This window comes from Cupriavidus sp. SIMBA_020 (genome assembly GCF_046535395.1).
In the GTDB taxonomy this organism is placed as follows: Bacteria; Pseudomonadota; Gammaproteobacteria; order Burkholderiales; family Burkholderiaceae; genus Cupriavidus; species Cupriavidus campinensis.
In genome coordinates this window covers 1-12829 of the sequence record NZ_JAWRWU010000027.1, presented here as the reverse complement: position 1 = coordinate 12829, position 12829 = coordinate 1, and the positions used below count along the sequence as shown (strand labels likewise).

Sequence of the window (12829 nt, the reverse complement as noted above, 5' to 3'; positions counted from 1 at the left end):
TCGCCGAGGCGGTCGGAGGCCATGTCCATGCCGTAGACCTCCCAGTCGGTGGTCTCCAGGATGCGGCGCGTGAGGTGATGGCCGATGAAGCCGTTGACACCAAGAATCAGGACTCGCTTGGGATGCATGTAGGAATCAGACAGGAACAGAAAGACAAATGGGAAAGCCGCTCAGCGCTCAGCGCGAGGCCAGGGTCGGCGCCGGGCCGGGCACGTTGGTCACCACCACCCGGCGCCAGTCGCGCGCCACCACGTACAGCGGCAGCGTGGGCGACAGCGCCAGATAGGTCTCGGGCGACATCACGGCCATGGCGGGCTGGCCGTTGCGCCAGACTTTGGCGAAGGTGGCCATATCGGGCAGCCAGCGGTTCGGCTCCACCTCGGTGCCGAAGGACAGTTCGTCTGCCTCCGCCACCATGATGAGCGGGTGCCGCACGTAGAACGGCAGGGTGTGGTCGAGCATCTTCACGCCATAGAACGGCATGCCCGGCGTGAGCTTCTGCTGCACCAGCGGGGCGATGTCCGCGCCGGACGCCGGGCCGCCCACGGTCTCATGGCCGACCAGGGCCGCCGTGAAGCCGAGGTACATGCCGAGCGCGTACACCGCCACGCTGGGCAGCACGCCGCGCCGCAGCAGCCAGCGCGCGGCGGCAATGCCCAGCAGCATCACCACGAACGCCGCCGCCGCCCAGATGGCATAGGCGCGATAGAACGCGTTGGGCGTATGGTTGGCATTGAGCGTGGCCACCACCGGGCTGGCCAGCAGGCCGCACGCGGCCACGATGGCCATGCCGCCGAGCTGGCGCCGCCAGGCGCGCACATCGAGGCGGTCCAGCGCCACGCCGGCCAGGATGCCCATCGCCGGAATTACCGGCACGATGTAGCCGGGCAGCTTTGAATGCGAGAGGCTGAAGAACACGAAAATGGCGATGGCCCAGATGCCGGCCAGCAACGCCGGGCGAAAGCGCTCCGCCACATCATCCGGCTCATCGACCGGCGGCGTGCCGATGGCGCGCCACAGGCGCGGGAACAGTCCCACCCACGGCAGGAAGCCGCCCACCACCAGTGGCACGAAGTACCAGATCGGCCCCGGCCGCGCGTGGACGCCAGAGGTGTAGCGCTGCCAGTGTTCGTGGATAAAGAAGAAATGCAGGAATTCCGGGTTCCGCGCCGACACCAGCCAGAACCAGGGCACCGTCACCGCCAGTAGCACCACCATGCCGGAGGCCAGGTGCAGCCGACGCCACAGCCGCCAGTCGCGTGTGATGCCTATATAAATGACGAGGACCAGGCCCGGCAGCGCCACGCCCACCAGCCCCTTGGTCAGCACAGCCACGCCCATCGCCACCCAGCAGCCGAGCATCCAGCCCCGCCGCGCGCTGGCGGAGGCGGCGGGATGCTGCGCCAGCAGCATGCAGGCGAGCACGCAGGCCATGACGCCGGCCAGCGTCATGTCGAGGGTGTTGAAATGTGCCGCCACGCTCCACATCGGCGCCGCCAGCAGGGCCAGCCCCGCGAAGGCCGCCGCGCGGGCGCCGAACCAGCGCCACGTAGCCAGCATCGACATGACGATGCCGGCCAGCCCGGCCAGCGCCACGCAAAGCCGCGCCTGCCATTCCCCCACGCCCCACAGCGCGTACGTCAGCGCCGTGACCCACATGTGGAACGGCGGCTTCTCGAAGTACTTCAGCGCGTTGTAGCGGATGGTGACCCAGTCGCCGGTGGCCAGCATCTCGCGCGAGATCTCGCCGTAGCGGCCTTCGTCCGGCCCCAGCAGGTGGCGCATGCCGAGCGTGCCGAACCAGACCAGCAGCGCCACGGCGATGAACGCAGCGGCCCAGGCCATGGCCGGCGACCAGGCGCCCACGTGCCAGCCCTCCAGCGGACGGGCCGGCGTCACGGCAGGCTGCGGAGTGGACAGGGAGGGCGACGGCGGATGAGACTGCGGTAGCGGCATGCGCGCGGGGGGGACCGGGTGAGACGAGCGCGCAGGTTAGGAGAGCAACCTTAATCCCACATTAAGCGTGCGGCGCCGCGCGCGCGGTGCTACGCTTCACGCCGTCCACCGTGCCGTATGCGCCCTTTTTCGCACCCAAGATGAGAATCCTTATCGTTGAAGACGACCCCATGCTCGGCGACGGCCTGCAGCGCGGGCTGAAGCTCAAGGGGCATGCCGTGGACTGGTTCGCCACGGGCGCGGAGGCGGATCGCGCGATCGCCGATATGCAATACGACGCCGTGGTGCTCGACCTCGGCCTGCCCGACGACGACGGCGTGGCCCTGCTCGCGCGCTGGCGCCAGCAGGGGCGCCAGACGCCGGTGCTGATGCTGACCGCGCGCGACGCCATCTCCAGCCGCATCGGCGGCCTCGATGCCGGCGCCGACGACTACCTGATCAAGCCCGTCGATCTCGACGAACTGGCCGCCCGGCTGCGCGCCGTGACGCGCCGCAGCGCCGGCATGCCCGAGCCGGTGTGGCACCACGGCGCGCTGACCTACCAGCCGGCCGCCCGGCAGGCCACCTGGAAAGGCCAGCCCGTCGACCTCACCGCGCGCGAAGCCATGCTGCTCGAACTGCTCCTGGCGCACCCGAGCCGCGTGCTGACGCGCGAATTCCTGCGCGAGAAGCTCTACGCCTGGGAACAGGGCGCGGAGAGCAACACGTTAGAGGTGCACATCCACCATCTGCGCCGCAAGATCCACCCCGGCATCGTCCGCACGCTGCGCGGCGCGGGCTACACGCTCGGCACCCCGGAAGCCATCGCCAGCCCCGGAGACGACGCATGACCTTGCAGCGGCGCCTGATCCTGGCCGTGCTGTTGGGGGTGGCCATCGCCTGGAGCCTTACCAGCGTGCTGATCTACCTCAGCACGCAGGAGGAAATCAACGAGCTGTACGACACCGCCATGGTGCGCATGGCGCAGCAGATGCAGGCCATGCTGCCGCTGATCAACGTTGGCGCCGTGCCGCAGCCGCCGCCCCAGAACGGCCCCCTGCCCGGCGATGCCGACCTGGGCGACATGGGCGACGCGGGGCTGGGCGATCTCGCCATCGCCGCGTGGCGGCCCGGCGGCGAACCGTTGCATATCGACCCGGACGGCGACCGCCTGCCCCGCGCGCCACACGTGAAGGGCTTCACCAACATCGCCATCGACGGCGTGCCGTGGCGGCTCTATTACCTGGACGATCCGGTGGAAGGCTGGCGGGTCTGCGTGGGACAGATCCAGGCCGAGCGCGAGGAACTGGTGGTGTCCTACCTCCAGGCCCAGGTGCTGCCGTGGATGCTGGGCGTGCCGCTGCTGATGGCGCTGGTGGTGTGGGCCGTGCGCGTGACGCTGCGGCCGCTGCGCGCGCTCTCCGCCGCCATTGCCGCGCGCGCGCCCGGTGACCCGGCGCCGCTGGAACTGGCCAACGTGCCGCCGGAACTGGTGCCGCTGGTCGGCGCGATGAACACCCTGCTCCATCGCGTCTCGGCGTTGATCGAGCACGAGCGCCAGCTCACCGCCGATGCCGCCCACGAGATGCGCACTCCGCTGGCCGCGCTCAAGGCGCAGTGGGACGTGGCGCGCCAGTCGAACGATCCCGCCGAACGCGCGCAGGCCTCCGCGAACGTGGAGGCTGGCATCGACCGGTTGAGCCATCTGGTGTCCCAACTGCTGACCATGAGCCGGCTCGAGGACGAAGACGCGCCGCCGGTGCGCGCGGCGGTGGACTGGCATGAGATCGTCCAGCAGGTGCTGTCCGATTGCCTGACGCTGTCCGAGCGCCGCCAGGTGGACATGGAGGTGACGTGGCCGGCGGCCATCGACCCGCCCCTGCCGGTGCGCGGCGATCCGGCGCTGCTCGGCATCATGCTCCGCAACCTGATGGACAACGCCCTGCGCTACAGCCCCGCCGGCACGCTGGTGACGCTGGCCTTCGCCCCGGATGCGATCACGGTGTCCGACCACGGCCCCGGCGTGGCGCCCGGCCTGCTGCCACGCCTGGGCGACCGCTTCTTCCGGGGCGCCGGGCAGCGTGAGCAGGGCAACGGGCTGGGCATCTCCATCGCCCGGCGCGTGGCCACGCTGCACGGCCTGTCATTAACCTTCGATAACCTCGCCAGCAGCGGCCACACCGGGCTGATCGCCACCATCCGCCCTGCAACGGGCCAGACACCGTCCCCCCACTCGCCATGAGCGCCGTACCAGACCTCGACCACACTGACGACCGCGGCAACGCCTGGGCGGTATTCCTGATCTTCCTGCGGCTGGGGCTGACGTCGTTCGGCGGCCCGGTGGCGCATCTTGGCTATTTCCGCGAGGCCTTCGTCACGCGGCGGCGCTGGTTCAGCGAGCAGGCTTATTCCGATATCGTCGCGCTCTGCCAGTTCCTGCCCGGGCCGGCCAGCAGCCAGGTTGGCATGGTGATCGGGCTCACCCGGGCCGGCTACCGGGGCGCGCTGGCGGCGTGGCTCGGCTTCACCATGCCTTCGGCCATCGCGCTGATCGTGCTGGCGCTGGGGCTGTCGGCCACGGGCAACCACGTGCCGGACGGTCTGCTGCATGGCCTGAAGGTGGCGGCGGTGGCCGTGGTGGCGCAGGCGGTGTGGGGCATGGCGCGTTCGCTCTGCCCCGATGCGCCGCGCCTGAGCGTGATGGCGCTGGCGGCGACGGCGGTCATCGTCGTGCCATCGCCGTGGTGCCAGGTGGCCGTGATGCTGGCGGCGGGCCTGGCCGGCGCGCGCTGGTTCCGGCCCGCGCAGGCGCAGCCGCATGCGGCGCTGGCGGTGCCCATCGGCCAACGCGCCGGCGCGGGCTTCCTGCTGGCGTTCGTTGTGCTGCTGGTGGCGCTGCCGCTGGCGCATCGGATGTTTCCGAGTCAGCCGCTGGCGCTGGTCGACGCCTTCTACCGGGCCGGTGCGCTGGTGTTCGGCGGCGGGCACGTGGTGCTGCCGCTGCTCCAGGCGGCCGTGGTGCCCACGGGCTGGGTCGATGGCGACACCTTTCTGGCCGGCTACGGCGCCGCGCAGGCCGTGCCCGGGCCGCTGTTCACGTTCGCCGCCTTCCTGGGCGGCGCGATGCGCGCGGCGCCTTCGGGCTGGGCCGGCGGCATGCTCTGCCTCGTGGCGATCTTCGCGCCATCGTTCCTGCTGGTCTTTGGCGCGCTGCCGTTCTGGGAGCGGCTGCGCCGCAACGCCGGCGCGCAGGCGGCGCTGGCCGGGGTGAACGCCGCCGTGGTCGGCCTGCTGGTGGCGGCGCTGTACGCGCCGGTCTGGACCAGCGCGATCCACGCCCCGGCGGATTTCGCGCTCGCGCTGCTGGCGCTGGTGGCCCTGGCCGCCTGGCGCCTGCCGCCGTGGGGCGTGGTGCTGGCCTGCGCGGCGGCCGGCTGGGTACTTGGCGGCTGAGGTGTCAACCGAGGCGTCAGCCCGGCAGCGCGCTGGCATCGTATAAAGCCGCGAACTCGGGGCTCGGCGGAATCGGCTGGATGATGTCCAGCATCACGCCGCTGGGGTCGACGGTGATGAAATGGCGCTGGCCGAAGGCTTCGTCGCGCAACGGCAGCAGGATCGGCAACCCCGCCGCCTGCATGCGCGCGTGCACCGCGTCCACATCCTCCACTTCGAAGTTGAGCAGCAGCCCGGCCGCCTGCTGGCCGCGCGCCGGAGCGGGAATCGTCTCATGCGTGCAGTCGAGAATGGCGAGGTTGGTGCGCGCGTCGGCGTTGGACTGCAGGTGCACGTACCAGTCGCTCTCGAACAGCGGCCGGAAATCCACGTGCTGCGTGTAGAACGCCACCGTCTCCGCCACGTTGGCGGTCATGATCACCGGGTAGTAACTCGTTGTTTTCATCGCACGTCTCCGTTGTGGCGCGCCGGTCCGGGCGCGGATCGCATAACATACAGCCTGTATCTTTCCTGAATTTATAACATACAGGCTGTATGTATGCAAAGTAAAAAGACCCGTTCGAACCAGGAACGGACCGAAGCGACGCGCACTGCCCTGCTGTCTGCCGCACGCAAGCTGTTTGTTGAAAAGGGCTATGCCGCCACTTCCACGCCCGAGATTGCGGCAGCGGCCGACATCACGCGCGGGGCGCTCTATCACCATTTCGCGGACAAGCAGGACCTGTTCCGCGCGATCCTGGAGGACGAGGCGCGCGCCGTGGCCGGGGAAATCGAGCAGGCCGCGCCGGATGCACTGCCGGTGCGCGCGGCATTGATCGCCGGCAGCGAAGCCTATCTGGCCGCCATGACGGTGCCGGGCCGCACCCGCCTGCTGCTGATCGACGGCCCGGCGGTACTCGGCACCGAAGCCATGTTCGCGCTCGATGCCGCCCACGCGGGCCGCACGCTGCGTGAAGGTCTGGCGATGGCCGTCGGCCACGGGCTGCCCAACGGCACGCCGGTCGATGCGCTGGCCGCCCTGCTCTCGGCGGCCTTCGACCGCACCGCGCTGGCCATCGCGTCCGGTGCAGACGCCGACGCATTCCGCGCGGCGATGATCGGCATGATCGAACGCACGGTGGCGCCATCGTGAAGCGCACGTGGCGGTGGCTCGTCGGCAGCGCCATGGCCGCCACGCTGGCGGGCTGCTTTGCCACACCAGCCGCCACGCCAGCCGCCGCCCCGGTCACGCCCGTGACTACCATCGATGTGGTGGAGGGCGACTGGCACACCGAGATCTGCATCCGCACCGAGGATGCCGATGCGCGCCTGCTGCGGCTCACCGCTGGCTACGCGGGCTCGCGTTTTCTTTGTTTCGGATTTGGTGATCGTCAATTCCTGCTCAGCCGCGAGCGCGGCCCGATGACACTGATCTCGGCGCTGTTGCCCGGAGAAGGCGCCATCCTGCTGACAATCCTGCGTGATACCCCGGCGGCGGCGTTCGGCGCCGGGAACGTGGTGCGGCTCTCGCTCGACGAAGCCGGCATCTCGCAATTGCGCCAGTTTCTTGGGGATGCGGTGCAGACGGACGCGTCGGGCAAACCCATCGGGCTCGGCGATGGTCCCTATGAAGGCGGGTTGTATTTCGCGGCCACGGCCACCTACGCGGGCTTCTACACCTGCAATACATGGACCGCGCACGCGTTGCGCACGGCGGGCGTGCCGGTGCGCGGGCCGGTGTTGTTTGCCGATGGGGTCATGCGGCAGGTGCGGGAGATTGCGGCGGCGGCGGCGGCGGCGACACCGGCGGCGCCCTGAGACAGCTAGGTTGCAGGTCGCCGCATGATCGGGCCGCCGCCGTACTCCTACCGGCGTGGCGTCACACCATTAGTCCTTCAGCAGCGCGGCACGCCGTTGCACATCGGCAAGATCGCCGCTGACCGCCTTGGTCAGCCGTTGGCCATAGTCGGCATCGGCCTTGTAGAAGTGGCTCAGCATGATCTGTTTCACTTCCGCATGCTTCACCACGCCAAGGTCGGCCGCCAGGTTGCCGATCAGGTTCTCCTGCCCCGATTTGGACAACTTGCGATAGTAGTCGCCGGCCTGCGTGAAGTTATCCGTGCGGGCGATCGGCGCCTGCTGGGTCGTGCCGGCCAGCGGCGTGCGCGCAAAGCGATAGTGCGGGTTGTCGGAGTACGCTCCTGCCATCCGCGACGGCTGGTAGTTGATGTCACCCTTCGTGCCGCCGATGTCGCCGTGCCCGTCGCTGTTGTAGTTGCGTACCGGCACACGCGGCAGGTTGACCGGCAGCTTCTGCTTGTTGGCGCCAAGCCGGTACGTCTGCGCGTCGTAGTACGAGAACAGACGGCCCTGCAGCATGCGGTCTTCGGACGGCTCGATGCCCGGCACGAGGTTCGACGGCGCGAAGGCCGACATCTCCGAGGTCTCGAAGAAGTTCTCCGGCACGGTGTTCAGCGTCATGGTGCCGAGCTTGCGGAACGGCACGTCGGGCCAGACCTTGGTCGAGTCGAGCGGGTCGAATCGATATTTGCCGAGATCCTCGGGCTTCATCAGCTGCACGTAGAAGTCCCATTTCGGGAAATCACCACGCTGGATGGCCCCGAACAGGTCGCTGGTGAGGTTGTTGAAATCGGCGCCCTGGATCTTCGCGGCCTCTGCCCGGGTGAGATATTTCTCGCCCTGGCGCGGACGCCACTGGAACTTGGCGTAGTGCACCTCGCCCTTGGCGTTGATCAGCTTGTAGGCGTGCACGCTGTTGCCCTGCATCATCCGGTACGACGCCGGGATGCCGAGATCCGAATACAGCTGCGTCAGCATGTGGGTGCTCTCCGGCACGCTGCTGAAGAAGTCGAAGAAGCGGTTCGGGTCTTGCAGGTTGGTCACCGGCGACGGCTTCAGCGAGTGAACCATGTCCGGGAACTTGATCGCGTCACGGATAAAGAAGATGGGCGTGTGGTTGCCCACGAGGTCCCAGTTGCCTTCGTCCGTGTAGAACTTGGTGGCGAAGCCGCGCGGATCGCGCACGGTCTCGGGCGATCCCTTGCCGTGGATCACCGTGGAGAACCGCACCGTCACCGGCGTGCGTTTGCCGGCGCCGGCAAACACCTTGGCGGTGGTCAGATCGGAAAAGTCTCCTTCCGAGACAAATTCTCCCTGTGCTGCGGTGCCGCGTGCGTGCACCACGCGCTCGGGAATCCGCTCCCGATGGAAGCGCTGGAGCTTCTCGATCAGGTGGACGTCCTGCAGCAGCGTCGGACCGTTCGGTCCGGCGGTCTGGGAGTTCTGGTTGTCGCCGATGGGCGCGCCGTTGTCGCGCGTCATGGTTTGGGCACCGGCGGAGAGGGAAAACAGGGCAGCAAGGCCGTAAGCGACGGGTCTGAGTGCGAAACGTCTGAATCGAGCCATTTTGTGGGTCCTCGGAAATGCCTGAGTCAGGCAAGTGAGGGGGCGCCGCGCCATCTTAGGTGGCCCGCCTGCCACCGCGCCAATTGTGATGCTCAATGACCCTGATGCATTGCATCAATCGATGCGCCGCACCATTTCTTACACCCGTTTGAGATGTTGGTTGGCACGCGTGCCGGCGCTACAGTGACGCGGCTTCACTTATCGAATAAAAACGAATTCCAAGGAGACATCATGCATCGAGCTGTTTCGCAGGCAGCCCTGTTCGTCGTGGCCGGCCTCCTCCTCGCGGGATGCGGCGGGGACGACGATCCGCCCGCCCCGCCCGTCGTCGTCACCCCACCGCCCACGGTGCAGCCCGAGGATGCGCGGCCGCAGGACAGCCGCACGTTCACCATCGATACCGCCGCCATCACGCAGAAGCTCACGCCCATGGCGGGTGCGCCCGCCGCCGACCGCTGGTCCGGCGTGCTCGGCAAGGCCGGCTACATGGTCGAGGTGCCCGCCACCTGGAACGGCAAGCTCGTGATGTATGCGCATGGCTACGCCGGCACTGGCAACGCGCTCGACGTCAATCCACCGAGCATCCGCCGTCACCTGCTGGAAGCCGGCTATGCCTGGGCTGCATCGAGTTATTCAACGAATTACTATGACGTGCGGGCAGGCGTGGAAGACACGAACGCGCTCGCGCTGGCCTTCGTCGACATCGCCAAACAGAACGGCCGCACGCTGGCCGCACCGACGCGCGTGTACATCATCGGCCATTCGATGGGCGGCCATGTCAGCGCGGCGGCCGTGGAAGCCGAGACCATCGCCACGGCCAACCACAAGGTCACGTACCACGGGGCGGTGCCGATGTGCGGCGTGGTAGGCGACACCGAACTGTTCAACTACTTCGGCGGCTACCAGACCGCCGCCCAACTGCTGGCCAACGTGCCGGCCACGTCCTGGCCCGTGAGCAACTGGGCGCAGATCGTGTCGTCGGTACAGGCGGCGCTGTTCACCACCTACCCCGTCACCAACACGGGCCAGGGCGAGAAACTGCGCCAGATCGTCAAGAACCTGACCGGCGGCGAGCGGCCGATGTTCGCCATCGGCTTCAGCGGCAGCCCCGCCTCCAAGGGCCTGCAGGACGCGGTCTGGAGCACCTTCGGCCAGGACGGTACGGTCAACGGCGTGCTGACGCAGAACGTGGTGGACACTACCGGCCTGACCTTCCAGCTCGATGACGATGCCGCGCTGACGCCCGAGGAGCAGGCCATCAACACGTCGATCTTCCGCGTGAAGCCGGTGGCCGACGCCAACCGGCTGCGCCGCGACGGCCTGCGCTGGATTCCGAAGACCGCCGCGCAGATCAGCGTGCCGGTGCTGACGCTGCACACGCTGGGCGACATGTACGTGCCCTTCAGCATGGAGCAGATCTACAAGCGCCGCGCAGACGCCAACGGCACGGCGAAATGGCTGGTACAGCGCGCGATCCGGGGCATCAGCCACTGTGATTTCACCGTGGCCGAGCAGGTCCGCGCGTTTGACGACATGGTGGCCTGGGAGCAAACCGGCACCCCACCCGCCGGCGACGACGTGCTGACACCATCAGTAGTGGCCAACGCCAACTACGGCTGCAAGTTCACCGACAACACGCTGGGGGCGGACGACTCGGCATCCAACACGGCCCTGCGGCAGGGGGCGGCGGCAGCGGCGCCTTGTTTGCCGTAGGTTTGGGAGAACGAAGGATTAACAGAGCCGTCTTTGAGGCGGCTCTGCTTTTGGCGGCAAGGATCCCCGCTATCAATGCCGTTCGCCGCAATATCCAGGTGATATTGCGGCGAACTGGGGGCGAACCGGGGTCTACCTGGCAGCCTCCTCCGCAGCCCGCCACGCAGGGCAGCATTTCTCGTCGCGGCAGCAATAGTTCGGACAACGCGCATCCACATCGATCCGCACCAGGTCCGGACCGTAATGCACGGACGCCGCATAAATGGGCCGGAATTCCGTGTCCTTCACATTATTGGCACTGAGGCCGAATTTCAGCAGCAGATTGCGAACCTGTTCGACCCTGGCCGTTGGCAGTTCACGAGATCCATCCTCGCTTTCCCAAGCCGTCAGGTACACGTCGAAACCTGAGAAGAAATACTTCCGGGTTGCGATTCGCCATTCGGCGAATCGCTTGATCTCCTTCGCGGTTACCGTTGCGGATCCCGGTTCGAAGTGAACGCGATATTGCCTCTCATAGACGATGCAGGCAGCGACATTCAAGCTTGTTAGAGCGAAGATGAAAGCTGCCATTAGTTTTTTCATATTTACCATGATTACGATGCCGTTAATCGGAGACATTCGATATGTATGCAGCAATGCTGTCGGAATTATTAAATAGAAATTTATTTCGATACTTTGATAGTAGGCGGGAAATCTTGATACTCGAATAGGTATCCGCGCTATCCATCGCGGCGGGAAAATGAGAAACTTCATGAACAAAGACCGTGACCATGCTGTCGTCTGGCTCCACCACACCTCTATGGCGGATGGCTTCGATCGGTAAGTAGCAATATGTGACACCGATAAAAATCGTAAACGTCTTGTCGGCCTTGCATACAGAGCCGTCGGGAGACGGCTCTGTTTGTCAACTAGCGTGGATTATCTGGCGATATGGTCGGAAGCTGGACAGCAGTAATTGGGGCACCGTGCCGCGACAGCAATCTCGACTGTGTGGAGCATTTGGTCGTCGGCTCCCCTCATGTCCGTGTGGCGGATCTGCGGAGGTTCAGCCAACGCGCTATCCGGCATACCCGAGTTCTTCAGCAGTCGCTGCACGTGTTCCACTCTCGTTTCGGCCATTTTACGGGTAACCCCATAGCCCTCCCACGCGACGATTATTATTGCGTCGAACCCCGAGGGAAAATACTTTCGCGTCTGGATCCGCCAATCCGCAAACCGCTTGACCTCCGTGGTCGATAGCGTCGTCGAACCGGGAAGAAACTTCACTTCGTGCGTGGCTGCCGACAGACTGCAGGTGTGGGAACCAAAGCTTGTGAGCGTGAACGTTGCGATCACTGCGAGGCGCGTCAGGGTTTCCATTTGTGGTCTCCGGAGCCGTGCGGGAACATAGCCGACGGCCACCAGATTTTCTCGGCTGAACCGCTCGAAGAGCCGTCGGGAGATGGCTCTGTTTGTCGTGTTGGATTGAATCAGCGGACGACGTTGTCGGGGATTGGTTCGAGGCTGCAACAGTAGTTGGGGCAGTGAGCAAGGGCGTCGATACGCACCACATCTGGCCCATCGGTTATTGATGCGGTATACCACGGCCGTATTTCCACCTCTTTCAGCGCATCCTGAGGCAGGCCGGAGTTCAATAACAGCCTCTGAACCTCTGAGATCCGCTTCTTCGCCATTTCACCGGTAATGCCGCGCCCTTCGAATCCCAAAAGGTAGACATCGAAGCCAGAATAGAATTTCTTGCGGGTGCCAACTCGCCATTCGGCAAATTTCTTGATCTGGTGGACTCCCACAGCTGTAGCGCCATTTTCGAAGTACACGGTGTGCTCCACTTCGAGCATATGGCAGGCGCCGGCATTGAACGTTATGGCGGCGAGAATTAATGCAACTGTAAGGCGACTCAAGGATTTCATCGTCCCCCTCCATTACCAGTTCGGAACGTCGGCGACATATGCAGCGATGTTATCGGCATTTTCAATGACGAATCTATTGCGGAGCTTCGCCAGCAGCCGGGCCGCCTTGATGCCAGAATAGCGATCTACCGTGTCCATTGCAGCGGGAAAATGGGAAACCTCATGAATAAAAACCGTGGTCATACTGCTGACATTTTCGATTATTCCTTGATAATTCCTCTTTTCCTCATGCAAATAACAAAACGTGGTGCCAATGAATATCGCAAACGTCTTATCGGACTTACAGACGCTCGCCCACGCCGGTTCATCGCCTTTCCCGGCGGCGGGCACACAGCCATGAACTGCACCCCAAAAGTTGGACACCCGTTCAACCTTTGGGGTGTTTTTCATGGCGAAGTACAACGAGGCGTTCA

The 12829-nt window shown here is 65.7% G+C and carries 14 protein-coding genes; 6 read left to right on the top strand and 8 right to left on the bottom strand.

Going from position 1 to position 12829, the window contains the following annotated elements:
* Positions 1-128: NAD-dependent epimerase/dehydratase family protein (locus tag SB751_RS27855; RefSeq protein WP_410748782.1), on the bottom strand; the 128-nt coding region annotated here is incomplete at its 3' end.
* 49 nt (positions 129-177) lie between these two features.
* On the bottom strand, positions 178-1845 hold the full coding sequence (locus SB751_RS27850) for a glycosyltransferase family 39 protein (protein ID WP_244845160.1): 1668 nt from the start codon (positions 1843-1845) through the stop codon (positions 178-180).
* 251 nt (positions 1846-2096) lie between these two features.
* Between SB751_RS27850 and SB751_RS27845 the strand changes: the two genes are divergently transcribed.
* The 3 genes from SB751_RS27845 to chrA are packed head-to-tail and all read left to right on the top strand — an operon-like array spanning position 2097 to position 5388.
* On the top strand, positions 2097-2786 hold the full coding sequence (locus SB751_RS27845; protein ID WP_144203544.1) for a response regulator: 690 nt from the start codon (positions 2097-2099) through the stop codon (positions 2784-2786).
* On the top strand, positions 2783-4177 hold the full coding sequence (locus SB751_RS27840) for an ATP-binding protein (RefSeq protein WP_144203542.1): 1395 nt from the start codon (positions 2783-2785) through the stop codon (positions 4175-4177). Before SB751_RS27845 ends, SB751_RS27840 begins: the two co-directional genes overlap by 4 nt.
* Positions 4174-5388: a chromate efflux transporter gene (gene chrA, locus SB751_RS27835; RefSeq protein ID WP_144203539.1), complete on the top strand. Its 1215-nt coding sequence runs from the start codon at positions 4174-4176 to the stop codon at positions 5386-5388. Before SB751_RS27840 ends, chrA begins: the two co-directional genes overlap by 4 nt.
* A 16-nt stretch (positions 5389-5404) precedes the next feature.
* Here chrA and SB751_RS27830 read toward each other — a convergent pair whose 3' ends face one another.
* A complete protein-coding gene (locus SB751_RS27830) occupies positions 5405-5833 on the bottom strand; it encodes a VOC family protein (RefSeq protein ID WP_313819266.1) in 429 nt (142 codons plus the stop codon).
* A 93-nt stretch (positions 5834-5926) separates the two neighbouring features.
* Between SB751_RS27830 and SB751_RS27825 the strand changes: the two genes are divergently transcribed.
* Both SB751_RS27825 and SB751_RS27820 read left to right on the top strand, forming a co-directional pair.
* Complete coding sequence (locus tag SB751_RS27825; protein WP_144203535.1) at positions 5927-6520, top strand: TetR/AcrR family transcriptional regulator; 594 nt, start codon at positions 5927-5929, stop codon at positions 6518-6520.
* Complete coding sequence (locus tag SB751_RS27820; RefSeq protein WP_244845147.1) at positions 6517-7185, top strand: DUF2459 domain-containing protein; 669 nt, start codon at positions 6517-6519, stop codon at positions 7183-7185. The genes SB751_RS27825 and SB751_RS27820 overlap by 4 nt, the downstream gene beginning before the upstream one ends.
* A gap of 69 nt (positions 7186-7254) precedes the next feature.
* Here SB751_RS27820 and SB751_RS27815 read toward each other — a convergent pair whose 3' ends face one another.
* Positions 7255-8793, bottom strand: coding sequence for a catalase (locus SB751_RS27815; RefSeq protein ID WP_144203533.1), 1539 nt, complete (start codon positions 8791-8793; stop codon positions 7255-7257).
* A 231-nt stretch (positions 8794-9024) separates the two neighbouring features.
* Here SB751_RS27815 and SB751_RS27810 point away from each other — a divergent pair, with 231 nt between their 5' ends.
* Positions 9025-10506 carry an alpha/beta hydrolase gene (locus SB751_RS27810; RefSeq protein ID WP_410748781.1) on the top strand — a complete coding sequence of 494 codons (1482 nt, stop codon included), beginning with the start codon at positions 9025-9027 and terminating at the stop codon, positions 10504-10506.
* 132 nt (positions 10507-10638) lie between these two features.
* On the opposite strand, the gene SB751_RS27805 is transcribed toward SB751_RS27810, so the two are convergent.
* From SB751_RS27805 to SB751_RS27790, 4 genes are all read right to left on the bottom strand, one after another.
* Positions 10639-11076, bottom strand: coding sequence for a hypothetical protein (locus SB751_RS27805; RefSeq protein ID WP_211944313.1), 438 nt, complete (start codon positions 11074-11076; stop codon positions 10639-10641).
* Positions 11077-11424: 348 nt separating this feature from the next.
* Entirely contained in the window at positions 11425-11865 is a 441-nt protein-coding gene (locus SB751_RS27800; RefSeq protein ID WP_250025447.1) for a hypothetical protein, read from the bottom strand.
* A gap of 110 nt (positions 11866-11975) precedes the next feature.
* Entirely contained in the window at positions 11976-12416 is a 441-nt protein-coding gene (locus SB751_RS27795; protein WP_410748780.1) for a hypothetical protein, read from the bottom strand.
* 12 nt (positions 12417-12428) lie between these two features.
* Positions 12429-12829: M35 family metallo-endopeptidase (locus tag SB751_RS27790; RefSeq protein WP_410748779.1), on the bottom strand; the 401-nt coding region annotated here is incomplete at its 5' end.